Raw genomic sequence first — 24,116 nt, 5'->3', positions numbered from 1 at the left:
CCTACTACGGCCAATTACGGATACGCAGTGAGCCTTCCGTGAGATTGTTGAAGCTATCGATGGTTGGTGCCAGCTGAACGATCAGGCGGTTCCAACGCGCGATAGGCGCTGCCGTCACGTAAACAATGTCATACGGTTGCAGATGGAATTCAGCCCCCATCACCAATGCTGTCGCATCGGACATGTTGAGCTGATAAATATTAGCCAGTTTGTCGCCCTGTGTTCCGTGCAGTGGGCGGATAACGAAGACACCGGTCGCATCTGCCGCAGCTTGGCTTATCCCCTGAGAATTGCCCAGCGCTTCCGTCAGCGTCATGCCGCTGCGATCCATTTTTAGCGTCGATGGGGTTTTAACTTCACCCATGACGAACACTTTAAGATCGTCGTTGCGCGGAATATACAGAATATCCCCAGGATAGAGCAGATGGTTCTGAGTCAAATCCCCATTCTGCATCAATTGCTGCAATGAAAGACGCTGTTCTTTGCCGTTGTGGGTCAGGATGATGTTGCGCCAGTCGGCATTCTCCGTCAGCCCGCCGGCGGCGTTGATCGCATCCATCACCGTCAAAGGTACGTTGGTGATAGGCTGCTGCCCGGATTTGGTAACTTCGCCCGTCACGTAAGCTTTTTGCGAGCGGAAAGCGGCGATATTAACGTCAACCTGCGGGCTTTCGATGTACTGAGCCAAACGGGAGGCGATCTGATCGCGAATTTGGGTAACGGTTTTACCCACCACGTTAACCTTACCGATATAAGGATAGAAAATCGTGCCGTCGGAGTGTACCCAGTTGCCTGTGTCGCTGGCGCTGCGGTATTGGCCCGCAGGCGTGGTCAATTCTGGATGGTCCCAAACGGTGACATTAAGGACGTCACCTACCCCGATCCGGTATTCATACGTGCGTAGCGATGCGTCCAACTGCGCATTCGGCTGAGCAACCACCTTTGTCGGACGCATCGAGTCCAACAACTTCGGTGTCATCGGGTAAATGTTAACCATCTTATCGATATCGAAGTCAGCATCTTCTTGTTTTACGACTTCTTTTCCGCTGGTCGATAAATGGGTTCCAGGAAACACGGTGCATCCACTGATTACGCTGATCGATATCAATAGCGATATCACTTTCAATTGTCGTTTTGCCATCAAATTATCATCACTTTCAGGTAAATGTATCTGCAAAGCTACTATGCGCGCCAACCGTGGCAGCGTCTCTGTAACCTTATCAAACTGTCTGTCGCTTGCTGTGCCGTCTCAAAACATGAGCTCTGTTTGCAATTATCAAGAACGTTTATCTGCCGTTGATAAGAGCAAAGCTATTATGAGCGAGGTAAATAAACTGAAATGCCCGGCACCGGTAAAAATCAGTGCGGAGGCAAGTTTAAAGCTTTAATTTTTTAAAAATAACAGCGACTTGTCAGAATCAGACGGCCATACGCATAAAATTCTCTCGCCATAGCAACTTGGCTACTCGCAGTAGAATGTATACTAAAATAAAAATTGGAACAGTGAAATTCCCCAAAATTCAACAACTATTCTAGCTACTCCCGCCATGATGGCAACGGCCCTCATCGAGAGAAGCGATAAGTTTTACTCAAAGCGACAGCCGTTCAGCCCACTCGCGGAACGCTTTGCCTTGGGTCGGGTGACGCAAGCCATAAGTGACAAAAGCGCGCAGGTAACCCAGTTTTTCGCCGCAGTTGAACGATTCCCCCACCAGCTCTGTCGCCTCTACCGGTTTGCGTTTCAACAATTCTGCTATCGCATCGGTCAGTTGAATGCGCCCCCAGGCTCCCGGTTCCGTGGTCTCCAGCAGCGGCCAAATATCTGCAGACAAGACATAGCGCCCCACCGCCGAGTAGTTGGATTCCAACTTGGTTTCCGGCGCCGGTTTTTCGATAATTGATGTGATACGAGCACTTTCGCCAGGAGCCAGGCTGCTGGCCTCACACTCCACCACGGAATAATCGTGCAGTACGTGTTCGTCTGCCTTTTGCACCAAAACCTGGCTCAGACCGGTCTGCTCAAAGCGCGCAATCATGTGTGGCAGGTTGTCTTTCTTCAAATCGGCTTTCGCGTCATCCAGCAAGATGTCCGGCAACAGCACGACAAAAGGAGAATCACCGACCAACGGCTTAGCGCAGAGAACGGCATGCCCCAGTCCTTTAGGCTGCCCTTGGCGAATGTGCATCAGCGTCACGCCTTTTGGCGTTATCGACTGCACCTCATCCAGCAATTGCCGTTTCACGCGCGCCTCCAACATCGCCTCCAGCTCGAATGAGGTATCGAAATGGTTTTCAATGGCGTTCTTGGAAGAATGCGTCACCAGGATGATCTCTTTAATCCCCGCCGCGACGCATTCGTTGACAATGTATTGAATCAACGGCTTATCAACGATTGGCAACATCTCTTTCGGAATCGCTTTGGTCGCCGGCAGCATACGCATGCCCAATCCGGCAACGGGAATAACCGCTTTCAACTTCGTCATGGTAGACCTCATTCAATCTCGTGATCGCTTTCAGCCGCGGTGGCGACAACCTGTTACTTTCCTAACGTCTGCTTCAACCAGCGGCTGAAATTCTCACCTTCCGTACCGTGACGCAGACCATACTGCACAAACGCCTTCATATAGCCAAACTTGTCGCCGCAATCGTGGGACTTGCCGCTCATATGGAATGCTTCCACCGTTTGCTCATCCATCAACATCGCAATCGCATCGGTCAGTTGAATCTCATCGCCCGCGCCGGGAGGGGTTTTCTCAAGTAACGGCCAAATATCGGCGGCAAGCACATATCGGCCGACGACGGCCAGATTGGAAGGCGCATCCTCGCGGGCCGGCTTCTCAACCACCGCAGTCATCGGCGCGCTTTCTCCTGCCGCGATCGTCGCGCCAGCGCAATCTACCACACCGTATTTGGACACATCTTGTTCCGGCACCGGTTCAACCATGATTTGGCTGTAACCCGTATCACCAAAACGCTGGATCATTTTAGCCAGATTTTCCTTACGCAAATCCGCCGTAGAATCATCCAATAAAACATCGGGCAACAGCACAACGAAAGGAGAATCACCCACCATTGGCTTGGCGCACAGCACCGCATGCCCCAACCCTTTCGCCTGTCCCTGACGCACCTGCATCACGGTAACGTCCGGCGGGCAAATACTTTGCACTTCACTCAGGAGCTGGCGTTTCACACGCGCTTCGAGCATGGCCTCCAACTCAAACGAAGTGTCAAAATGGTTTTCAATCGCGTTTTTCGATGAGTGCGTAACCAATACGATATCTTTAATCCCCGCCGCCACGCATTCAGCAACAATGTACTGGATTAAGGGCTTATCGACCACGGGCAACATTTCTTTAGGAATCGCCTTGGTCGCCGGCAACATACGGGTTCCCAACCCCGCAACGGGGATCACTGCCTTGAGTCTTGTTTGCATTTTCATTCCAATTCATCGTAGCGCTGCATTCACCTGCGCAGCGTGAACAAAGGGATTCAATCGGGCACGCTACCGCCCTTGGCTTGCAGCTACCAAAGTACTGTTATGACGTATCCACCACGTCATTGCATGAGCCAAACAATTTTTATGCAAAACGGCTCTCATTCTTCGTTTGAACTGCCATGCCGTTCACAAAAAAGTAAAAAAACCGGTGCCTTTATAACCAAACAATGCTAGTTACTGCCGTTATATGACTAAGATTCTTATACTAATGTCTAAGTGATACAAGCCTTAGATCCCCCCAGCCAGCCGTTTTCAGAATAAGACTACTCATGCCTTATACCGATAAGAATCATAGTCAAGGAAAATTGTTTTAATGTTTTGATTTAAATAAATTTAATAAGGCGTTTCTTTTCTGAGCGCATACATCCCGGTAGATATTTGCGCCCTCCGGCCCCTGGCTCCTTTGGCCACTCGGCGCCGATCGATGTTTGCGGCAATCCTCCTATTCTGATCCACGTCCTCCCGATTAAAGTTGAATTTTGCCGCCTCAACGCCCATCATTCCCGAGCGGCATAAGCCGTAGAACTTACAGGTGAAATTGGGCGTATGGAATGGATCGCTGATCCAACAATTTGGGCCGGCCTGGCCACGTTGGTCGTGCTGGAAATCGTGCTGGGTATAGACAACCTTGTCTTCATCGCCATTCTGGCGGACAAACTACCAAAACAACAAAGAGATAAGGCCCGTGTCGTCGGTCTGTTGCTGGCGCTGGTCATGCGTCTGGCGCTGCTCGCCTCCATCTCGTGGCTGGCGACGCTGACCAAACCGATGTTCATCGTTGCGGAGCACCCCTTCAGCGGCCGCGATCTGATCATGCTGGTCGGCGGGATATTCCTGCTGTTCAAGGCCACCATGGAGCTGAACGAGCGGCTGGAAGGTAAGGATGAAGAGCAGCACGGCGCACGCAAAGGCGCGCGTTTCTGGCCCGTGGTGGCGCAGATCGTGGTGCTGGACGCCGTTTTCTCGCTCGACTCGGTGATCACCGCCGTTGGGATGGTCGATCACCTGGCGGTGATGATGATCGCGGTCTGTATCGCCATCGGCCTGATGCTGCTGGCCAGCAAGCCGCTGACGCGTTTCGTCAACGCTCACCCGACTATTGTTATCCTGTGCCTGAGCTTCCTGCTGATGATCGGTTTCAGCCTGGTGGCGGAGGGCTTCGGCTACCACATTCCGAAAGGCTATCTCTACGCGGCGATCGGCTTCTCGGTAATGATCGAGGCATTGAACCAACTGGCGCAGTTCAACCGCCGTCGTTTCCTGTCAAAGGTGCGGCCACTGCGCGAACGTACCGCCGAGGCTGTGCTGCGCATGCTGAGCGGCAAACATGAAGAAGCGGAGGTCGACAGCCATTCCGCCAACCTACTGGCGGACAGCGACAGCGAAAACGGCGAGATCTTCAACCAGCAAGAGCGGCGCATGATCGAACGCGTGCTGGGCATGGCGCAGCGCACCGTCAGCAGCATCATGACCTCGCGTCACGACGTCGAATACCTTGAGCTGAACGATCCGCAGGAAAAGCTGACGCAGTTGCTGGAGCGTAATCAGCACACGCGTATCGTGGTGGTGGAAAGCAGCGCCAGCGATGAGCCGCTGGGCGTGATCCACACCATCGACGTCCTCAAACAGCAGCTGGCGCAGGCGCCGCTGGATCTGCGTGCGCTGATACGCCAACCGTTGATCTTCCCGGAACAGCTCACGCTGTTAAGCGCCCTGGAACAATTCCGCCAGGCGCAGACGCACTTTGCCTTTGTGGTCGATGAGTTCGGCTCCGTCGAAGGCGTCGTCACCCTGACGGACGTGATGGAAACCATCGCCGGCAACCTGCCGGAGGCCGGCGAAGAGGTGGACGCACGCCACGACATTCAGCAAAACGAGGACGGCAGCTGGATCGCCAACGGCTATATGCCGCTGGAAGATCTGGTGTTGTACTTGCCGATGCCGCTGGAAGAAAAGCGCGAATACCACACGCTGGCGGGGCTATTGATGGAACACAGCCAGCGCGTGCCGCAAGAAGGCGAACAAATCAGGATCGGTGACTACCTGTTCGAGCCGTTGGAGGTCAACAGCCACCGCATCCTTAAAGTGAAGATCACCCCGCCTCTCCCAGCGGAGGACTACGAGGTTTAACATTGAGGCCGGGCATTGCCCGGCCTTTGTGTTACTGGGGAACCAGCAGCTCCGTCGCCACGATCACCACCACCAGCCCGACAATCACCGGCACCGAAGTGCGCTTCACCACGTCGAACGGCGAGATTTTCGCCATCCCGGAGACCGCCACCACCACACCGGAGACCGGCGACAGCGTACGGCCGAGATTAGACGCCTGCAGCATCGGGATCACCAGGTAGGCCGGATTCACGCCCATCTGCGCCGCCAGTTTCGGGATCAGTTCGACAAACGCATAGAACGGCGCATTGCCGGAGCCGGTGGTCATGGCCGCCAGCATGGTAATCACCACCAACACCAGCATCATGATCAAACCGCCGGTGCCGAACGACTGCGCCAACCCGATCAATCCGCTGATAAAGCCGACGGTGCTCAACCCCTGCGCGAAGACGCCCGCGGCCACCAACAGCATCACTACGCTGGCGAATGCGTCCGCCATGCCGCGATACGCCACTTCCAGGCCGCTGAATACCTGTTTGGCGCTGAAGCTGCGCACGAACTCGATCGCGGCCGCCAACAGTATGCACCCTACCAGCACGGTAATGATGTGCAGCTCCGGCCCCCATTTGCCGTCGAAGATCAGCACGCCGAGGATCGGCGTAAACGGCAGTATCGCGTAGAACCCCGGTGCATGCGTTTTGATTTCGCTGACGTCCACGATGTGATGCTGTTCATCACTCTTCCTGTCGAGATAACGCTGCCAGAAAAAGTGCGCCACGGCCATGCAGACGATGGCGGCAATCGAGATAGGCAGCGTGGTTTTGAACGCGAAGTCCACCAGCGGCATCTCCGCCGCCTTGGCCGCCAGCACCACGTCGCCGGAGGTCGGCGCCAGGATAATCGCCGCCGGCGAAGCGCAAATGGCCGCCGCCGCCCCGCGGCTGATGCCAACGTTCACCATCAATGGGAACAGCGTCGCCATCAGCAATACGCCGAGACCAGTGGCGGAAGAGACCGCCAATGACATCAGGCAAGCGACAAAATAGGCCGCCACCATCAGCAGATAAGGCGAGTTGATCATCTGCAACGGGCGCGAGGCCAGCTTGACGACCACGTCGTTGGCGCCGATATGCGTCATGTAGGCGGCGAAACCGCACAGCATCATGATCATCATGCCCAGATCGCCGCCGCGGCTCATCAGCAAGATCTTGACGTATTCGATAATATCGGTCGCGCGCCAGCCGGTAGACGCGGCGCCGGACGGCAACAGCGTTTTCCCCATCAGGGCGCTGATGCCAAGCAGCAGTAACCCGCCCACCATCAAGACACCGGTGGCGGAATATCCTTTGATGATGTAACGGCCCACGCCCGCCGCCACCGCCGCGCCAATAAGAAGCTCTATCATGTTTCCTCAACTCGTTATGTTTTCGCGCTCAGGCGCATAGTCATAGCAAAATATGCTCTTACTCTGCACAAATCGAGCGTGAGTCTTCATGACCTTCATCAAGGTAACGGAGGGAAATTATCGCGGGAAACGCCGATATTGACGCGAGCCGTAAAACGGCCCGCGTCAGGAGGGATTACAGTTTGTCGAGCAGCTTTTTCAGATCCTGGCCTTCGCGCGAATCCTTGTTCTTTTCAGCCCATTTGTTCAGCGCATCTTTAGCCCGATCCTGCAGCGTTTTGCGCAGCACCTGATCGACCTGCAGTTGGTAATTCAGCCGTTGCCACGGCCCGTAAACCCGCAGCGGGATCGGCGTTTTTTGCAGTTGCTCGATCAGTTCGCCGCGCCCTTGCCAGCCGCCTGTGACGCGCACGTTAAGCGCCATATCGCACTGTTTTCCCGGCATATCGATACTGCCGGCGCCGGTCAGCGCCAGCAAAGGCGAATCCGCCGTCAGGCTGCTGAGCTTGACAGTGCCCTGGCTCAGGCTGGCCCGCGCCGAGACGCTTTTGACTTCGGTATAGCGCTGATAGCTGTCTTGCCCGCGCACGCTGTTATCGTTGCGCGCCACCGCCTGTTGGATCAATTGCTGAATGTTCAGGCCGTGCAACTGCGCATCCTGCATTGCCAACTGCGCCGTACCGCGCCAACGGTGCTCAAATGACTGTGAAGAAAGGCGATCGCCGGTCAAATCTCCTTTCATGCTGAATTTGCCGGTCAGCATCTGCGGCATGTCGAAGGCTTTGAGCACCGTGCCGAGCTCAACCTGGTTCAGGGTCGGCTGCACGTTTATCACCGGTTTATTGCCGCGAGCATCGAGCGATCCCGGCAAGGAGAAATCGCCGCCGGCCAATCGCCCGGCAAGTTTATGCAGCGTCAGCAGGCCGCGTTGATTATCCGCCGCGACGGCTAACTGGGTAACGTTCATACCGCGGTAGGTCAACTGCGCCGCCTGCAGATTCAGCTGTGCATTGAAATCGCGCAGCGCTTCCAGGTTCTGCTGCCGATCGTCAACCTGGCTGGCGATCACCGGCGCGGCGGTCACGGCAGGCTGCTCGGCGGTATTGGTGCTGGATTGCCAACCGGAAAGCGCGTCGAGATCGAGATTAGCCGAATTCAGGTTCACCACATAGCCGGGCACCGCCCCCAGGCTGGCGCTGATATCGCCGGTCAACTGGCTGTTATTGGCACTGACGTTCAGCTGGCTGACGGCAATCTGCGCCGGCGTCTGCTGATAGACCACCTGAGCATTGCCCTCGCCTTGAATACCGCCGTTCGGAATATCTGCCCCCGTCAATTGGTAATTGAACTGGGTCACCTTGGCACCGATCTGGTGCGGGAACTGCTGCAGATCGATATCGGCCGCCATGCTGAAGGCCAGGTCGCGCTGATCGCGGTTGACCCGGCTGGAGATGTCCAGCCGCGCCTGCCGTTTCTCCGTTTGCTGCAGGGTAAGATTGATGTCCCGGACATTGATTTGCTCGTTGTCGGCGCGCTGCCAAATCAACAGGCTGTCCACGACGCGCAGGTTATCGATATCGAATTTCCAGGCCGCGTCTGCCGCATCAGCTCCGCTGCCGGCCGGCGCAATCGGGGCGTCCACTTGCGAGTGCTCTTCACTGTCGGGGGTGAGGCGAATGACGGCGTTTTTCAACATCACCTGTTTCACAAACAGCTGATGCGACAGCAGCGGCAACAGTTTGACGTCAAGGCGCATGTTTTCCGCGCTCACCACCGGCGCCTTGGCGCCCGGCGCGGTCAGCGTCATGCGCCCGGCCAAAATGCTGAGCTGCGGCCAGATATGCCAACGCAGGTCGCCTTCGAGCGTCAGCTGGTAGCCGCTCTTCTGCTCGACCTTTTTGACCATGTAACCGCGAAAATCATTCGGATTGACCAGCAGTACCAGCGCGGACATCCCCGCCACCACGACCACCAGTAAAATCGCCAATGTCGTCAGTAATCTTCTCATGCCACCCTCTTGTCAGCGCCACACCGACGGTGCATCCCGCGCCGTTAGTCCTTGTCGATTCGACTGGCTACTGCGCCCTGCTGATCGCGATATTTTGCGTCCTGCCGGCTGTTGTATGGCCGGGCCGCCGGGCCGGACAACGGCTCAAAGCTCAAGGCGCCAATCAGCATCCCCGGCCGCAGCGCCAGCGGCAGCTTGCCGGAGTTGTAAAACTCCAGCACGATGCGCCCGTGCCAGCCCGGATCGATACGGTGCGCGGTCACGTGCACCATCAGCCCCAGACGCGCCAGAGAAGAACGGCCGTCGAGCCAGCCCACGAGATCGTTCGGCAGCGTCACGGATTCGAACGTCACCGCCAGGGCCAGTTCGCCGGGATGAAGGAAGAACGCCTCGCCTTCCGGCAGGACAATCTCGTCGCTCATCACGCGATCCAGCGCGGCGCTGACTTCATCTTTCGGCCCGCTAAGATCGATAAAAGGCGCGGTATGGCCGCGGAACACGCGGAACTGATTGCCCAAACGGACATCTACTGTGGCCCCGTTGATGCGTTCGAGCGGCGGGCGCGGGGAAATCACCAGTTTCTCGCTATCCAGCCAGGCTTCTATATCGCGGTCGCACAGTCTCATGTCTTTCTTCTCCATCAAAACGCGTAACTAAACAAAAATTGCCACACAACGGGCGAAAGGTCTACGTCGGGGTGCAAATAGTTGGCCGCCGGCCGGAAATGCGCATTTCCGGCCATGTAAGCGGCATTATTCAAAGAATTGGCTGATTTTGGCTTTCAGAATATCGATCGCGATGCGGTTTTTGCCGCCGCGCGGGACAATGATATCGGCGTATTGTTTGGAAGGTTCGATAAACTGCAGGAACATCGGGCGCACGGTTTTCTGGTATTGCGCCATCACCGAATCCATCGAGCGGCCGCGCTCATTGACGTCGCGCTTCATGCGGCGCATCAGGCAAATATCGAGCGGCGTGTCGACAAAGATCGAGAAGTTCATCTCCTGGCGCAGGCGGATATCCGTCAGCAGCAAGATCCCTTCCAGAATAATCACTTTTTTAGGTTCGAGATGGACGGTTTCTTTCTTGCGCGTGTGTTCGGTGTAGCTGTACAGCGGCAGCTCGATCGCCTTGCCGGCTTTCAGCATTTGCAGATGCTGGAACAGCAGGTTGTGATCCATGGCGCTCGGGTGGTCATAGTTGGTTTTGACCCGTTCTTCCATGGTCAGGTGAGTCTGGTCTTTATAGTAACTGTCTTCTGGAATAACGCCGATGTGCTCATCGCCGACCTGCTCGCGGAGTTCGCGGTACAACGTGCTGGCGATAAGGCTTTTTCCGGAGGCAGATGCGCCAGCTATACCAATAATGACGCACTGATGCGGATTGTCAGTCATAAAATTAAAGACCTGATTTCGTATTGTGAAGGGGGGGAACTAAAACGCGACAATTATAGGGAGTCGCCGGGGATTGCGCCACTGTATATTGCGCGGCGGCGGGCGAATTCGGGCTGCCACGCCACGGGCACGCGGCATTTTAAGAATCTCGCGGCTAGGGCAACGCGCCGTAACGGGTTACACTCCCCGGCGCTGACTTTTGCTCCCCGCCCCCCTTTCATCGGAGATTGATGTGCTGGATTGGTATTTTCTGACTTTTTTCGGCGACAGCATGTTGTTGCTGCCCTGCGCGCTGATTCTGTTTTTATTGCTGCTCATGTCTCCCGCCACCCGCGCGGCGGGTTGGCAGTGGGCGCTGATCTTCGGATTCACCGGCGGGGTGGTCTGCCTGTCCAAACTGGCCTTTATGGGCTGGGGCATCGGCAGCGAGCGCTTTGATTTCACCGGATTCAGCGGCCATTCAGCCCTCGCGGCCAGCATCTGGCCGCCACTGCTCTGGACGTTGAGCGGCCGATTTTCCCACCCGATACGCAGCATCGCTTTGCTGACCGGGTGGATATTGCCTTTTACCATCGGCGTGTCGCGGCTGGAAATTCGCGTGCACTCGGTATCAGAGGTGATCAGCGGGCTGATTTTAGGCTACCTGGCCAGCGCACTGTTCCTGCGGCTGCAACGGAACAAAGCGCGCCCGCATCTCTCCTGGCCGCACTTCGCCATCGCGCTGGCCTTGCCCTTGGCGCTGATGGGGCAGCGGCAGCCGGCCCCCACCCAGGGATTGCTGGAGCATATCGCCAAAACGCTGGCGCAGATCGAACGCCCTTATACCCGGGCAGATTTGCACAACCCCACCCGCATCCCATAAAAAAACCCGGCGCTTGAGCCGGGTTCTTGCAGTGCGATAGGCAGATTACAGCGCGCGGAACGCGATCTCCGTCGGGATCGCCTCGCCCTGCCAATACATCTGCGCGGCCACGCGGCCGGCCAGTTGACGATACATCTCGGCGAATTCGCTGTCCGGGCGGCTGATCACCGTCGGCGTACCGCGATCCAGGTCTTCGCGCAGCGAAATATGCAGCGGCATCTGCCCCAGCAGACGGCTGTGGTATTTCTGCACCAGCTTCTCGGCGCCGCCGGTGCCGAAGATCGGCTCATGGTGGCCGCAGTTGCTGCAGATATGCACGCTCATGTTCTCCACGATGCCCAGCACCGGCACATGCACTTTCTCGAACATCACGATGCCCTTGGCGGCATCCAGCAAGGCGATATCCTGCGGCGTGGTGACCACCAGCGCGCCGGTTACCGGAATGTTCTGCGACAGCGTCAGCTGGATGTCGCCGGTGCCCGGCGGCATATCCAGCACCAGATAATCCAGATCCGGCCACAGCGTATCCTGCAGCAGCTGCATCAGCGCCTTGCTGGCCATCGGGCCGCGCCACACCATGGCGTTGTCGTCGGTCACCAGATAGCCGATGGAGTTGGTCGCCAGGCCGTGCGCCATGATTGGCGCCATGTGCTGACCGTCCGGCGAAGTCGGCCGCTCATGTTCGGTGCCCAGCATGTTGGGGATCGACGGGCCGTAAATGTCGGCGTCCAGAATGCCGACCTTGGCACCCTCGGCGGCCAGCGCCAGCGCCAGGTTGACGGCGGTGCTGGATTTGCCCACCCCACCTTTGCCGGAGCTGACGGCGACGATGTTGCGCACGCCTTTGATGCCGGCCTGGCCGTTGGCGCGTTTCAGCGTCGTGATGTCGTGTTTCAGCTTCCAGTCGATGGCGGAAGCGCCGGTCACGCGCAGCAATTCGGGGCCGACGCTCGCCTGCAGCGCCTCAAAACCGCTCTGCCAGGCAAACGGCATCGTCAGTTCGATATGCAGCACATCGTCCAGCAACGCGCAGTGATGAATGGCCTTCAATGCGGTCAGGTTGTTTTTCAACGTCGGGTGTTCAAAGGCGGCCAGTACACCGGTCACCAGGGCGCGCAGAACTTCGGGGTTGGTCTGCTCAGGGGATTTTGCGTTCATCCCGGCTCCTTGATTTTGAATGGGTAGCTTCCGGCTAAGCATATCAGAACTGCGCTGCCGCTGACGCATATAACCTGCAAGAAACCGCCCTAGCAGCGAAGGGCGCGATCGGTTAACATCGAAGGCCCTTTTATTCATTACAGAAAGCAAGTTCTCACTATGGCTCAAGTCGCGAAAAAATTATTGGTGACGTGCGCGCTACCGTACGCAAATGGTTCCATCCATCTCGGCCACATGCTCGAGCACATCCAGGCGGATATCTGGGTGCGTTACCAACGAATGCGCGGCCACGAAGTGCATTTCATCTGCGCGGACGACGCGCACGGCACGCCGATCATGCTGAAAGCGCAGCAGCTGGGCGTGAAACCGGAAGAAATGATCGCGGAGATGAGCCAGGAGCACCAACAGGATTTCGCCGGCTTTGGCATCAGCTATGACAACTACCATTCGACCCATAGCGATGAAAACCGCGAGCTGTCCACCCTGATTTACAGCCGCCTGAAAGAAAACGGTTTTATCAAGAACCGCACCATTTCTCAGCTGTACGATCCGGAGAAAGGCATGTTCCTGCCGGATCGTTTCGTGAAAGGCACCTGCCCGAAATGCAAATCGCCGGATCAGTACGGCGATAACTGCGAAGTGTGCGGCGCCACCTACAGCCCGACGGAACTGATCGATCCGAAGTCCGTGGTTTCCGGCGCGACACCGGTGATGCGCGACTCCGAGCACTTCTTCTTCGACCTGCCGGCCTTCAGCGAAATGCTGCAGGCGTGGACGCGCTCCGGCGCGCTGCAAGAGCAAGTGGCGAACAAGATGCAGGAGTGGTTCGAATCCGGCCTGCAGCAGTGGGACATCTCCCGCGATGCGCCTTACTTCGGCTTCGAGATCCCGGATGCGCCGGGCAAATACTTCTACGTCTGGCTGGACGCGCCGATCGGCTACATGGGCTCCTTCAAGAACCTGTGCGACAAGCGCGGCGATCTGGACTTCGACGAGTTCTGGCGCAAAGACTCCACCACCGAGCTGTATCACTTTATCGGCAAGGACATCGTCTACTTCCACAGCCTGTTCTGGCCGGCGATGCTGGAAGGCAGCAACTTCCGCAAACCGACCAACCTGTTCGTGCACGGCTACGTGACGGTGAACGGCGCCAAAATGTCCAAGTCGCGCGGCACCTTCATCAAGGCCGGCACCTACCTGCAGCATCTGGACGCCGACTGCCTGCGCTATTACTACGCCGCCAAGCTCTCTTCACGCATTGATGACATCGATCTCAATCTGGAAGACTTCGTGCAGCGCGTAAACGCCGATATCGTCAACAAGGTGGTGAACCTGGCGTCGCGCAACGCCGGCTTTATCAACAAGCGCTTCGGCGGCAAGCTGGCCGACAGCCTGGCCGATCCGGCGCTGTACCAGACCTTCGTTGACGCGGCGCAGAGCATCGCCGAAGCTTACGCCGGCCGTGAGTTCAGCCGCGCGATCCGTGAAATCATGGCGCTGGCCGATCTGGCCAACCGCTACGTGGATGAGCAGGCACCTTGGGTGGTGGCGAAGGAAGAAGGCCGCGACGCCGATCTGCAGGCCATCTGCTCGATGGGCATCAACCTGTTCCGCGTGCTGATGACTTACCTGAAGCCGGTGCTGCCTTCGCTGACCGAACGCGCCGAAGCGTTCCTCAACGCCGAGCTGAGCTGGGACGCAATCCCGCAGCCGCTGCTGGGCCACCAGGTGAACGCATTCAAAGCGCTGTTCAACCGCATCGATCTGGACAAGGTCAGCGAGATGGTCAACGCCTCGAAAGAAGACATGGCCGCAGCCAAGCCGGTGACCGGTCCATTGGCCGATGATCCTATTCAGGAAACCATCACCTTTGACGACTTCGCCAAGGTGGACATGCGCATCGCCCTGATCAAGAGCGCCGACTTTGTCGAAGGCTCCGACAAACTGCTGAAGCTGCAGTTGGATCTGGGTGGCGAATCGCGCCAGATCTTCTCCGGCATTCGCTCCGCCTACCCGGATCCGAAAGCGCTGGAAGGCCGCCTGACCATCATGGTCGCCAACCTGGCGCCGCGCAAAATGCGCTTCGGCGTTTCGGAAGGCATGGTGATGGCGGCAGGCCCCGGCGGGAAAGAGATCTTCCTGCTGAGCCCGGACAGCGGCGCGCAGCCAGGCATGCAGGTCAAGTAACCGCGCCGGCGCGTTACATCAAGGGTCGAGCTTGCTCGGCCCTTTTTTAATGCCTCAAACCCAACGTTATAAACAGTAAGAAAACGTCATAACCGCTCTGATTCCCTCGCCCGCCGCATCCCGCTATGATGCTCAGCAACAACAAATAGACGTCCAGATAGAAAGACTGCTATAACAGACCTTCACCGGGATCGTTAACCTGCTTTTTTGGAGCCTATAATAATGAAAAACCTCAAGACTTCGCTGCTCGCCCTCTGCCTGCTGGCCGCCCTGCCGCTGCAGGCGGCGGAAACCGCCGCCGTGCCGGCCGCCATCGCTCAGCATCAGGGGCCGGTGCGCATCGCGGTGATCCGCAATCTCGGCTCCGACGACAACACCACGCAATTTTTGGCGGGTGCCATTCAGGAAGGGCGCAAGCTGGGCTTCAAAGTGGACACCTTCCTCAGCAACGGCGACGACGCGCGCTTCCAGGACTTCGTCAACCAGGCTATCAGCCAGAAATATGACGGCATCATTCTCTCGCAGGGGCGAGCCCCCTATTCCACCGAGCTGGTCAAACGCATCGCGGCGGCCGGCATCGCCGTCGCGGCTTTCGATACCGACGTCAGCGGCAGCGTTCCCGGCGTCACCGTCTCACAGCAGGACGACGCTTCACTGGCCAACGCCTCCTTAGGCCAGTTGGTGAAGGATTTCAACGGCCAGGCCAACATCATCAAACTCTGGGTAGCCGGCTTCCCGCCGATGGAACGCCGCCAGGCCGCCTATCAGCAGCTGCTGAAACAGCATCCGGGCATTCACGAGCTGGAATCGATCGGCGCGGTCTCCTCCGACGTGCAGGGCGATACTGCCAACAAGGTAGGCGCGGTGCTGGCGAAATACCCGAAAGGCAAGATTGACGCCATCTGGGGCACCTGGGATGCCTTCACCCAGGGCGCTTACAAGGCGCTGAAAGAGAACGACCGCACCGAAATCAAGCTGTACAGCATCGATATCTCCAACCAGGACTTGCAGTTGATGCGCGAGGCCGGCAGCCCGTGGCAGGTCAGCGTGGCGGTGGATCCGAAGCTTATCGGCGCAGTCAACCTGCGCCTGGTGGCCAACAAGATCGCCGGGGAAAGCACGCCGGACAGCTATCAGTTCAAAGCGACGGTCATTCCGCAAGCGCTGCTGCTGGCGCAGCCGGGGCCGGTCAACGTCGCCGGGCTGGCGAAGATCATCCCCGGCTGGGGCAGCAGCAGCGATTTCGTCCAGCCGTGGTTCGCCACGCTGCAGGCCGAACACGGTAAATAGTGCTGTTTTTGACGAGGCTGGCGACGCAGCCTCTGTTTTTAACCTAATTATCGGCTTTCCCCTTCCGTCCTCGCCAAAATACGCTATGTTATCTGCATCGCCCATAACTGTATGCATAAACAGGCTTCGAATGAAGGGATTCCCCTCGCTGATCAACGTACTGCTGGCCAGTTCGCTGGTGTTGACCATCGGCCGCGGCGTGACGCTGCCGTTCATCACCATCTACCTCACCGAGCATTTCCATCTGCTGCCGAAGAGCGTGGGCGTGATCCTGGGCGTCAGCCTGACCCTCGGCATCCTTGCCAGCCTGTACGGCGGCTATCTGGTGGACAAATTCAGCAAAAACCGCCTGATCCTGCTGTCGATTGTCTTGTTTGCGCTGAGCTTCTTCGCCATTCCCTGGATCCCGCGCCCCGGCGGCGTCATCGTGGTGCTGGCGATCCTGCATACCTGCTATTCGGTGCTGAGTATCACCATCAAGGCCTGCTTCGCCGACTGGCTGCCGGTCGAGCAGCGCATCAAGGCTTTCTCTATCAACTATACGTTGGTCAACGTCGGCTGGGCGATCGGCTCTGCGCTCGGCGTGCTGGTGGCCGGGCTTAGCCCGCTGCTGCCGTTTTATCTGTCGGGCGGGTTGGCGCTGGCGACGGTGGCGGCGCTGAGCCTGCGCTTGCGCGGCCGGGAACAGCGCCCGGCGCCAACCGCCGCCGCACCGGCGGCGCTCCCCAACTTCCGCCAGACGGTGACTATCCTGCGCAGCGATCGGCGGCTTATCTACTTCACTCTCGGCAGCACCCTGGGCGCCGTGGTGTTCGGTCAGTTCACCGGCTATCTGTCGCAGTACCTGATCACCGTCTCCAGCGCCGAGTTCGCCTACAAAATCATCGGGCTGGTAATGATCGTCAACGCCGGCATCGTTATCGCCCTGCAATACTTGCTCAGCCGCGGCATGCGCCAGGAAAACATGCTGCGCTGGCTGGTGCTGGGCACGCTGTTTTTCATCGTCGGGCTGCTCGGTTTCATGATGGCCGGCCAGGCGGTCTGGCTGTGGATGGTGGCGATGGCGGTGTTTACCCTCGGCGAAATCATCGTCATTCCGGTGGAATACATGTTCATCGACTTTATCGCGCCGCCGCATCTGAAAGGCAGCTACTATGGCGTGCAAAACCTCAGCGCGCTGGGCGGCGCCATCAATCCGGTTCTGAGCGGTATGCTGCTCAGCTATGCCGCGCCGCCGTTGATGTTCGTGATGTTGATCGTTTGCGCGCTGCTTAGCCTGCTGTTTTTCTTCCTTGGCCATCGGCTGGCAGAACAGGCTGCGGCAACCGCCGAAGACGCGCGCTGAATCCGCGCGTAGCGGCCATTCCGGGCTGTCAACCCGCCGATCGGGCATGGCGCCCATAGCGAGAATTCATGGCGCGATCTGTGGCATGGCTCACAGTTTAATTGTATGATGAATGCATCGGTTAAACGGGAAAAGACAATGGCCAACGTGCTCACACTATGCTGGAAATACCTGAGGGCTCTGCTCCTCATCTACCTTTGTCTGTTCGTCGGCAACGCGCTGGCGGCGCTGCTGCCGTTCGCCATTCCCGGCAGCATTCTCGGCATGCTGCTGCTGTTCGCCCTGCTCTCTACCCAGATTATGCCGGCCAAATGGGTTAAACCCGGCTGCCATCTGCTGATCCGCTACATGGTGCTGCTGTTCGTGCCGATCGGCGTCGGGGTGATGAAATACTACGACCAGATCGTCGCGCATCTGGGCCCGCTGGTTATCTCTTGCCTGATCAGTACGCTGATGGTGCTGGTGGTGGTCGGCTATACCTCACATTATTTTCATCGCGAGCGCCGCATCGCCGGCAAACCCGACGACACGGAGGGTAACTCATGATCCATGAAATCTGGTGGTCGCTGCCGCTGACGCTGGCGGTCTATTTCGCCGCGCGCTGGCTGGCGCGCAAGCTGAATATGCCGCTGCTCAACCCGCTGCTGGTTTCCATGGCGGTGATCATCCCGCTGCTGCTGCTCACCGGCATCCCCTATGAGCGTTACTTCCTGGGCAGCAAAATCCTCAACGATCTGCTGCAGCCGGCGGTCGTCGCGCTGGCCTTCCCGCTGTATGAGCAGTTGCACCAGATCCGCGCGCGCTGGAAATCGATTATCGCGGTGTGCTTCATCGGCAGCCTGACCGCCATGATCAGCGGCGGCGCCATCGCCCTGTGGCTGGGCGCCACGCCGGAAATCGCCGCCTCTATCCTGCCGAAATCGGTCACTACGCCGATCGCCATGGCCGTCGCGGACTCGCTCGGCGGCATTCCGGCGATCAGCGCGGTCTGCGTCATTTTCGTCGGTATCCTCGGCGCCGTGTTCGGCCATACGCTGTTCAACCTGTTGAAAATCACCACCCACTCGGCGCGCGGCCTGGCGATGGGCACCGCGTCCCACGCGCTGGGCACCGCACGCTGCGCGGAGATGGACTACCAGGAAGGCGCTTTCGGCTCGCTGGCGCTGGTGATCTGCGGCATCATCACCTCGCTGCTGGCACCGTTCCTGTTCCCGGTGCTGCTGCACCTGTTCAGTTGAACAGGGTGAAACTTGCGATACATCTCGCATTTATGTATCTCATTGCACTAATTTCATCAATTAAGAGACATTAATCACACTTTAATGTCTCTGGCCTGCCTAGAATGTTATCCCGTTAACCTGTAGAGAGACTTTCTATGCACCCGCGTTTTCACACCGCGTTCAGCGCCCTGCCCGCGACACTGCAATCCGCCCTGCAGCCCTATCTGGACGCGCCTGACTTTCCGGCGATGTTCACGGCCGAGCAAGCGGCGGCGATCCGCACAGGCTGCGGGCTGGACGATGATGCGCTGGCATTCGCGCTGCTGCCGCTGGCGGCGGCCTGCTCGTTAACCCCGATATCGCACTTCCACGTCGGCGCCATCGCGCGCGGGCAAAGCGGCAACCTCTATTTCGGCGCCAATATGGAATTCAGCGGCGCGCCGCTGCAGCAATCCGTGCATGCGGAACAGAGTGCGGTAACGCACGCCTGGCTGCGCGGCGAAAAAGCGCTGGCCTCGGTCACCGTCAACTACACGCCGTGCGGCCATTGCCGCCAGTTTATGAATGAACTGAACAGCGGCGGCGAGCTGCAGATCCGTCTGCCGGGCCGCGCGCCGGCCACGCTGGCGGACTATCTGCCGGACGCCTTCGGCCCGAAAGATCTGGATGTCGCCTCGCTGCTGATGGACGAGGTCGATCATGGCCATCAGCTGGCGCTGAACGATGCGCTGGCACAAGCGGCGCTGGCGGCGGCCAACCGAAGCCACGCGCCGTACAGCAACGCCCACAGCGGCGTGGCGCTGGAAACGGCGGACGGCATCATCTACGCCGGCCGCTATGCGGAAAACGCCGCCTTCAACCCGAGCCTGCCGCCGCTGCAGGCCGCGCTGATCCTGCTGAACCTCTCCGGCGGTGACTGCCTGAACATCCGCCGCGCCGTGCTGGCCGAACCGCAGGAGGCGATCATCAGCCAATGGGACGCCACCCGCGTCACCCTGGCGGCGCTGGGCTGCCAAAACGTCAGCCGCGCCGCGTTCTAAGCGCTCAACGGCGGAGCCATCCGGTTCCGCCGCTAACAGCCCCGCCCGCCAAATACAATGCCCCGACGCCGCCAGAGACACTTTCTTTAGTTAAAAAATCATTTGATTGTCGATAATTACGCCAACCTGGTTCATCATCTGGCAACAAATGCTGTACATCTGCTCTTTATCTCTTAGGATCGTCGGCAATAAAGTTATCTGATACGTGAAGAGTAAAACTGATGGAACTAGAATACGAAAGCAAACGCCCGCTCTACATCCCTTACGCCGGCCCGATTCTGCTGGAATTTCCGCTGCTGAACAAAGGCAGCGCTTTCACCGAGGAAGAACGTAGCCACTTCAACCTGCACGGCCTGCTGCCGGAAGCGGTGGAAACCATCGAAGAACAGGTGGAACGCGCCTACCGTCAGTATCAGGATTTCAAGAACGATAACGACAAGCACATCTACCTGCGCAACATCCAGGACACCAACGAAACCCTGTTCTACCGCCTGCTGGACTCGCACCTGAGCGAGATGATGCCGATCATCTACACCCCGACCGTCGGCGAGGCCTGCGAGCACTTCTCCGATATCTATCGCCGCGCGCGCGGGCTGTTCATCTCCTACCCGAACCGCGATCGCATCGATGACATGCTGCAAAACGCCACCAAGCAGAACGTCAAGGTGATCGTGGTCACCGACGGCGAGCGCATTCTCGGCCTGGGCGACCAGGGCATCGGCGGCATGGGCATTCCGATCGGCAAACTGTCGCTGTATACCGCCTGCGGCGGCATCAGCCCGGCCTATACCCTGCCGGTAGTGTTGGACGTCGGCACCAACAACCCACAGCGCCTCAACGATCCGCTGTACATGGGCTGGCGCCATCCGCGCATCTCCGGCGAGGAGTACCACGCCTTCGTCGAAGAGTTTATTCAGGCGGTCAAACGCCGCTGGCCGAACGTGCTGCTGCAGTTCGAAGACTTCGCGCAGAACAACGCCACCCCGCTGTTGAATCGCTACCGCGATGAGATCTGCTGCTTCAACGATGACATCCAGGGCACCGCCGCGGTCACCCTCGGCAGCCTGATCGCCGCCAGCCGCGCCGCCGGCAGCCAGCTGCGCGATCAGACCGTCACCTTCCTCGGCGCCGGTTCCGCCGGCTGCGGCATCGCCGAGCAGATCATCGCGCAGATGAAGTCCGAAGGGTTGAGCGAAGACGAAGCGCGCGCCCGCGTATTCATGGTCGACCGCTTTGGCCTGCTGACCGACAAACTGCCGAACCTGCTCGACTTCCAGAGCAAGCTGGTGCAGAAGAGCGACAACCTGGCCGGCTGGGAAACCGCCAGCGACGCCATCTCGCTGCTGGACGTGGTGCGCAACGCCAAGCCGACCATTCTGATCGGCGTGTCCGGCCAGCCGGGGCTGTTTACCGAAGAGCTGATCCGCGAGATGCACAAGCACTGTGAACGCCCTATCGTGATGCCGCTGTCCAACCCGACCTCGCGCGTGGAAGCCCGTCCGGAAGACATCATCAACTGGACCGACGGCGCCGCCCTGGTGGCGACCGGCAGCCCGTTCGCGCCGGTGAGCTATAAAGACCAGCTGTACCCGATCGCCCAGTGCAACAACTCCTATATCTTCCCCGGGATCGGCCTCGGCGTGCTGGCCTCCGGCGCCACCCGCGTCACCGACGCCATGCTGATGGCCGCCAGCCGCGCGCTGGCGGACTGCTCGCCGCTGGCCACCGACGGCCACGGCGCGCTGCTGCCGAATATCGACGATATTCAGGGCGTGTCGAAGTGCATCGCCATGGAAGTGGGTAAAGCCGCGCAGCTGCAGGGCGTGGCGATCGTCACCTCCGAAGATGCGCTGTCGAAAGCCATCGAACACAACTTCTGGCGGCCGCAGTACCGCAGCTACAAGCGCACCTCGTTCTGAATGGCGCGCTGAAATGACCCAGCCCGGCTCCGCCGGGCTTTTTTGTGCGGCAAAAACGCCGAAAAATGCGGCGGCGCGCGTGCTTCAGGCGGTTCGCGTCTTGCGTAGGTCGGTCAGGTAAAGTAGCCTTGATCCATCTTTTTCAGCCCGGCGCGCGTAAGGCAACAACATGTGGAAACGCCTGATCATCAGCCTGTTCATCATCATTGCGGTGTTGATGGGTTCGGCTATTGCGCTCGATCGCTGGATCAGCTGGAAAACCGCGCCTTACGTCTACGACGAACTGCAGGCATTGCCGCACCGCCAGGTCGGCGTGGTGCTCGGCACCGCCAAGTATTACCGCACCGGGGTGATCAACCAGTACTACCGTTACCGCATTCAGGGGGCGATCAACGCCTATAACAGCGGCAAGGTGAAATACCTGCTGCTGAGCGGCGACAACGCCCAGCAAAGCTATAATGAGCCGATGACCATGCGCCGCGATCTGATCGCCGCCGGCGTGGCGCCGAGCGATATCGTGCTGGACTACGCCGGCTTCCGCACCCTGGACTCCATCGTGCGCACCCGCAAGGTGTTCGACACCAACGATTTCATCATCATCACCCAGCGTTTCCACTGCGAGCGCGCGCTGTTCATCGCCCTGCACATGGGCATTCAGGCGCAGTGCTACGCGGTGCCGTCGCCGAAAGACATGATGACGGTGCGCGCCCGCGAGATCTTCGCCCGCCTGGGCGCACTGACCGATCTCTATATCCTCAAGCGCGAACCGCGCTTCCTCGGCCCGCTGATCCCGATCTCCGCCATGCACACCGTGCCGGAAGACGCCCAGGGCTATCCCGCCGTTTCGCCGGAACAGCTGGTGGAGCTGGAGCACAAGCTGAAAGAAGAGAAGCAGAAAGCCAAACAGCCTTAATCATCCGGCAGAGGGTTTTACACGCGCCCCCAGCAATACGCTAAAAGGGCGTATTATGCGAGAAAACGCCGTGTTAACGAATACCGGATGATTTGCGTAAAGCCCCTCTACGTACGCTGACAGCTTATTGCGACATTGAAAGTGGGGATGCCCTTCTGCCACCGCCGAATGAACTATTCAAACGGTCCAATTCAATGAAGAGGACCATCAGGTCATTGCTGTCCAGTCCAATCAGGGCGAGTTCCTGTACCAGTGACTGTAAGAGTAATTGTTTGCGGGCATCGGGGGAGCCAGAGGAAAGCATAGCTTCAATCAACACGAAGTTAGCGCTGCGGGGGGATTCCAGATCGGGATAAGTGGGATCCACATATAAATCGTCTTCCTCAAGACTGATAAAGCGCTGGAATTGATCGTTCGCAGGATAGCCGGTTTTTACTACCGCCGCGTGAATAGCTGATGAAATTCTTTTCTTATCAAGCGTATTACGTCTTTTCAGCGTAATGGTAAATACAGGCATAGTTTGCTCCCTGAGAACGGTAGATAAAACCAGTTTACTGACTTCATGTCATGTTGGTAGCCCGAAAACTGTGTCACGCTGTAACCAACCCAACCTCAAGATCGGGCAATATCCCTTACCCGAAACCACCCAGCCAGCCATTGCCAAATAATACCTTATTATTTTGCCTAGCCCCGTACACCGCCCAACGTAACAAGGCCGGCAATAGGCCGGCCTTTGTCGTCTGCGAAGTGGTAAATCTACTTCTTCTTGGCGTATTTCAACGAGTCCAGCGCCACGGCGAAGATGATGATGCTGCCCTTGATGATGTACTGCCAGTACGGGTTGATGCCGATATAGGTCAGGCCGTAGTTGATGACGGTGAAGATAATCACCCCGGTCACCACGCCCCACACCGTACCCACCCCGCCGGCGAAGGAGACGCCCCCCACCACGCAGGCGGCGATGGCGTCCAGCTCGTACATAAAGCCGAGGTTATTGGTGGCGCTGCCGATGCGCCCCGCTTCCAGCAGGCCGCCGAAGGCGTAGAACACGCCGGACAGCGCATAGATCATGATCAGGTTCAACGGCACGTTGACCCCGGACACCTTGGCCGCTTCCGGGTTGCCGCCGATGGCGAAGATGTTCTTGCCGAAGCGGGTCTTGGTCCACAGGATCCAGACGAATATGATGGCGATCAGCGCATAGAAGGTAATGTACGACAGCTTAAAGTCGCCGAAGCGCAAGAAGCCCTGGGCAAAGGTGGAGAACTTCGGATCGAAGCCCGCAACCGGCGAAGCGCCGACCGAGTCGTAATACAGCGAGTTGATGCCGTAGACGATGATCATGGTGCCCAGGGTGGTGATGAACGGCGTCACGTTGAGATAGGCGATAATCAGGCCGTTAACCAGGCCAATCACCGCACCGACCGCACACACCAGCAGGATGACCAGGGGAATCGACCAGGTTTCCATGTGCGGGAACACCTTGTTGACGTTATCCATCGACTGCAGCAGCGTGGCCGCCACCACCGCCGCCAGCCCCACCTGCCGCCCGGCGGACAGGTCGGTGCCCTGGGTCACGATCAGCCCCGCCACGCCCAGCGCGATGATGATGCGCACCGAAGACTGCGTCAGGATGTTGCTCAGGTTCATCAGGCTGAGGAAAGTCGGATCCTGAATGATGATGATGGCCAACAGCACCAGCAACACCACGTAAATGCCGCCTTCCTTGAAATAGGTAAATAAGGTTTTTTTATTTAGCGCGTTCATAAT

At 58.3% G+C, this 24,116-nt stretch carries 21 protein-coding genes; 11 read left to right on the top strand and 10 right to left on the bottom strand.

Annotated elements, in window-relative coordinates:
* Positions 1–4: 4 nt before the first annotated feature.
* The gene (locus ACJ8HH_RS03585; protein WP_033637739.1) at positions 5–1,141 is read right to left on the bottom strand and encodes a polysaccharide export protein; all 1,137 of its coding nucleotides are present in this window, start codon (positions 1,139–1,141) and stop codon (positions 5–7) included.
* On the opposite strand from ACJ8HH_RS03585, the gene ACJ8HH_RS03580 reads away from it, so the two are divergent.
* Positions 1,077–1,388: a hypothetical protein gene (locus ACJ8HH_RS03580; protein ID WP_162062228.1), complete on the top strand. Its 312-nt coding sequence runs from the start codon at positions 1,077–1,079 to the stop codon at positions 1,386–1,388. The two genes, ACJ8HH_RS03585 and ACJ8HH_RS03580, sit on opposite strands and share 65 nt — an antisense overlap.
* A gap of 201 nt (positions 1,389–1,589) precedes the next feature.
* Here the strand turns inward: ACJ8HH_RS03580 and ACJ8HH_RS03575 are convergent, their stop codons facing one another.
* Both ACJ8HH_RS03575 and galU read right to left on the bottom strand, forming a co-directional pair.
* A complete protein-coding gene (locus tag ACJ8HH_RS03575) occupies positions 1,590–2,483 on the bottom strand; it encodes a UTP--glucose-1-phosphate uridylyltransferase (protein WP_033637738.1) in 894 nt (297 codons plus the stop codon).
* Between the two features lie 53 nt (positions 2,484–2,536).
* Positions 2,537–3,433, bottom strand: coding sequence for a UTP--glucose-1-phosphate uridylyltransferase GalU (gene galU, locus ACJ8HH_RS03570; protein WP_033638708.1), 897 nt, complete (start codon positions 3,431–3,433; stop codon positions 2,537–2,539).
* Positions 3,434–4,042: 609 nt separating this feature from the next.
* Here galU and ACJ8HH_RS03565 point away from each other — a divergent pair.
* On the top strand, positions 4,043–5,626 hold the full coding sequence (locus ACJ8HH_RS03565) for a TerC family protein (protein ID WP_033646770.1): 1,584 nt from the start codon (positions 4,043–4,045) through the stop codon (positions 5,624–5,626).
* 31 nt (positions 5,627–5,657) lie between these two features.
* Here ACJ8HH_RS03565 and dcuC read toward each other — a convergent pair whose 3' ends face one another.
* From dcuC to udk, 4 genes are all read right to left on the bottom strand, one after another.
* The gene (gene dcuC / locus ACJ8HH_RS03560; protein ID WP_033637736.1) at positions 5,658–7,010 is read right to left on the bottom strand and encodes an anaerobic C4-dicarboxylate transporter DcuC; all 1,353 of its coding nucleotides are present in this window, start codon (positions 7,008–7,010) and stop codon (positions 5,658–5,660) included.
* Between the two features lie 175 nt (positions 7,011–7,185).
* Entirely contained in the window at positions 7,186–9,018 is a 1,833-nt protein-coding gene (gene asmA, locus ACJ8HH_RS03555; protein ID WP_060451425.1) for an outer membrane assembly protein AsmA, read from the bottom strand.
* A gap of 44 nt (positions 9,019–9,062) precedes the next feature.
* Positions 9,063–9,644, bottom strand: a complete 582-nt coding sequence (dcd, locus tag ACJ8HH_RS03550) for a dCTP deaminase (protein ID WP_004938917.1) — start codon at positions 9,642–9,644, stop codon at positions 9,063–9,065.
* Positions 9,645–9,770: 126 nt separating this feature from the next.
* The gene (gene udk / locus ACJ8HH_RS03545; protein WP_004938922.1) at positions 9,771–10,412 is read right to left on the bottom strand and encodes a uridine kinase; all 642 of its coding nucleotides are present in this window, start codon (positions 10,410–10,412) and stop codon (positions 9,771–9,773) included.
* Between the two features lie 232 nt (positions 10,413–10,644).
* On the opposite strand from udk, the gene ACJ8HH_RS03540 reads away from it, so the two are divergent.
* Positions 10,645–11,274, top strand: a complete 630-nt coding sequence (locus tag ACJ8HH_RS03540) for a phosphatase PAP2 family protein (protein WP_060451424.1) — start codon at positions 10,645–10,647, stop codon at positions 11,272–11,274.
* Positions 11,275–11,319: 45 nt separating this feature from the next.
* On the opposite strand, the gene apbC is transcribed toward ACJ8HH_RS03540, so the two are convergent.
* Positions 11,320–12,432, bottom strand: a complete 1,113-nt coding sequence (gene apbC, locus ACJ8HH_RS03535) for an iron-sulfur cluster carrier protein ApbC (protein ID WP_033646773.1) — start codon at positions 12,430–12,432, stop codon at positions 11,320–11,322.
* Between the two features lie 159 nt (positions 12,433–12,591).
* Between apbC and metG the strand changes: the two genes are divergently transcribed.
* The 8 genes from metG to sanA all read left to right on the top strand — a co-directional run bounded on the left by metG (position 12,592) and on the right by sanA (position 22,346).
* On the top strand, positions 12,592–14,619 hold the full coding sequence (gene metG, locus ACJ8HH_RS03530) for a methionine--tRNA ligase (protein WP_033637732.1): 2,028 nt from the start codon (positions 12,592–12,594) through the stop codon (positions 14,617–14,619).
* Positions 14,620–14,841: 222 nt separating this feature from the next.
* Complete coding sequence (locus tag ACJ8HH_RS03525) at positions 14,842–15,909, top strand: sugar ABC transporter substrate-binding protein (protein WP_048321386.1); 1,068 nt, start codon at positions 14,842–14,844, stop codon at positions 15,907–15,909.
* Between the two features lie 130 nt (positions 15,910–16,039).
* Entirely contained in the window at positions 16,040–17,254 is a 1,215-nt protein-coding gene (locus ACJ8HH_RS03520; protein ID WP_033646776.1) for an MFS transporter, read from the top strand.
* Between the two features lie 138 nt (positions 17,255–17,392).
* Positions 17,393–17,800 (top strand): CidA/LrgA family protein, encoded by a 408-nt coding sequence (locus ACJ8HH_RS03515; RefSeq protein ID WP_033654965.1) that lies wholly within the window; start codon positions 17,393–17,395, stop codon positions 17,798–17,800.
* The gene (locus ACJ8HH_RS03510; RefSeq protein WP_033646779.1) at positions 17,797–18,492 is read left to right on the top strand and encodes a CidB/LrgB family autolysis modulator; all 696 of its coding nucleotides are present in this window, start codon (positions 17,797–17,799) and stop codon (positions 18,490–18,492) included. Before ACJ8HH_RS03515 ends, ACJ8HH_RS03510 begins: the two co-directional genes overlap by 4 nt.
* Positions 18,493–18,629: 137 nt before the next feature.
* The gene (cdd, locus tag ACJ8HH_RS03505) at positions 18,630–19,514 is read left to right on the top strand and encodes a cytidine deaminase (protein WP_049233460.1); all 885 of its coding nucleotides are present in this window, start codon (positions 18,630–18,632) and stop codon (positions 19,512–19,514) included.
* A gap of 221 nt (positions 19,515–19,735) precedes the next feature.
* Positions 19,736–21,433, top strand: a complete 1,698-nt coding sequence (locus ACJ8HH_RS03500) for an NAD-dependent malic enzyme (protein WP_033637726.1) — start codon at positions 19,736–19,738, stop codon at positions 21,431–21,433.
* Between the two features lie 169 nt (positions 21,434–21,602).
* Complete coding sequence (gene sanA, locus ACJ8HH_RS03495) at positions 21,603–22,346, top strand: outer membrane permeability protein SanA (RefSeq protein ID WP_039566829.1); 744 nt, start codon at positions 21,603–21,605, stop codon at positions 22,344–22,346.
* 124 nt (positions 22,347–22,470) lie between these two features.
* On the opposite strand, the gene ACJ8HH_RS03490 is transcribed toward sanA, so the two are convergent.
* Positions 22,471–22,863, bottom strand: coding sequence for a tautomerase family protein (locus ACJ8HH_RS03490; protein ID WP_033654967.1), 393 nt, complete (start codon positions 22,861–22,863; stop codon positions 22,471–22,473).
* Positions 22,864–23,102: 239 nt separating this feature from the next.
* Entirely contained in the window at positions 23,103–24,113 is a 1,011-nt protein-coding gene (gene mglC, locus ACJ8HH_RS03485; RefSeq protein WP_004938953.1) for a galactose/methyl galactoside ABC transporter permease MglC, read from the bottom strand.
* Between the last annotated feature and the right edge of the window lie 3 nt (positions 24,114–24,116).

Source organism: Serratia sp. CY32780 (assembly GCF_052169135.1).
In the GTDB taxonomy this organism is placed as follows: domain Bacteria; phylum Pseudomonadota; class Gammaproteobacteria; order Enterobacterales; family Enterobacteriaceae; genus Serratia; species Serratia sarumanii.
Note: the sequence above shows the minus strand (reverse complement) of the source record. Positions and strands in the feature narration are given on the sequence as shown.

Coding starts and splice junctions, on each gene's coding strand:
- ACJ8HH_RS03585 (WP_033637739.1), bottom strand. CDS start 1,141: ATGGCAAAACGACAATTGAAAGTGATATCGCTATTGATATCGATCAGC.
- ACJ8HH_RS03575 (WP_033637738.1), bottom strand. CDS start 2,483: ATGACGAAGTTGAAAGCGGTTATTCCCGTTGCCGGATTGGGCATGCGT.
- galU (WP_033638708.1), bottom strand. CDS start 3,433: ATGCAAACAAGACTCAAGGCAGTGATCCCCGTTGCGGGGTTGGGAACC.
- ACJ8HH_RS03565 (WP_033646770.1), top strand. CDS start 4,043: ATGGAATGGATCGCTGATCCAACAATTTGGGCCGGCCTGGCCACGTTG.
- dcuC (WP_033637736.1), bottom strand. CDS start 7,010: ATGATAGAGCTTCTTATTGGCGCGGCGGTGGCGGCGGGCGTGGGCCGT.
- asmA (WP_060451425.1), bottom strand. CDS start 9,018: ATGAGAAGATTACTGACGACATTGGCGATTTTACTGGTGGTCGTGGTG.
- dcd (WP_004938917.1), bottom strand. CDS start 9,644: ATGAGACTGTGCGACCGCGATATAGAAGCCTGGCTGGATAGCGAGAAA.
- udk (WP_004938922.1), bottom strand. CDS start 10,412: ATGACTGACAATCCGCATCAGTGCGTCATTATTGGTATAGCTGGCGCA.
- apbC (WP_033646773.1), bottom strand. CDS start 12,432: ATGAACGCAAAATCCCCTGAGCAGACCAACCCCGAAGTTCTGCGCGCC.
- metG (WP_033637732.1), top strand. CDS start 12,592: ATGGCTCAAGTCGCGAAAAAATTATTGGTGACGTGCGCGCTACCGTAC.
- ACJ8HH_RS03525 (WP_048321386.1), top strand. CDS start 14,842: ATGAAAAACCTCAAGACTTCGCTGCTCGCCCTCTGCCTGCTGGCCGCC.
- ACJ8HH_RS03520 (WP_033646776.1), top strand. CDS start 16,040: ATGAAGGGATTCCCCTCGCTGATCAACGTACTGCTGGCCAGTTCGCTG.
- ACJ8HH_RS03515 (WP_033654965.1), top strand. CDS start 17,393: ATGGCCAACGTGCTCACACTATGCTGGAAATACCTGAGGGCTCTGCTC.
- ACJ8HH_RS03510 (WP_033646779.1), top strand. CDS start 17,797: ATGATCCATGAAATCTGGTGGTCGCTGCCGCTGACGCTGGCGGTCTAT.
- cdd (WP_049233460.1), top strand. CDS start 18,630: ATGCACCCGCGTTTTCACACCGCGTTCAGCGCCCTGCCCGCGACACTG.
- ACJ8HH_RS03500 (WP_033637726.1), top strand. CDS start 19,736: ATGGAACTAGAATACGAAAGCAAACGCCCGCTCTACATCCCTTACGCC.
- sanA (WP_039566829.1), top strand. CDS start 21,603: ATGTGGAAACGCCTGATCATCAGCCTGTTCATCATCATTGCGGTGTTG.
- ACJ8HH_RS03490 (WP_033654967.1), bottom strand. CDS start 22,863: ATGCCTGTATTTACCATTACGCTGAAAAGACGTAATACGCTTGATAAG.
- mglC (WP_004938953.1), bottom strand. CDS start 24,113: ATGAACGCGCTAAATAAAAAAACCTTATTTACCTATTTCAAGGAAGGC.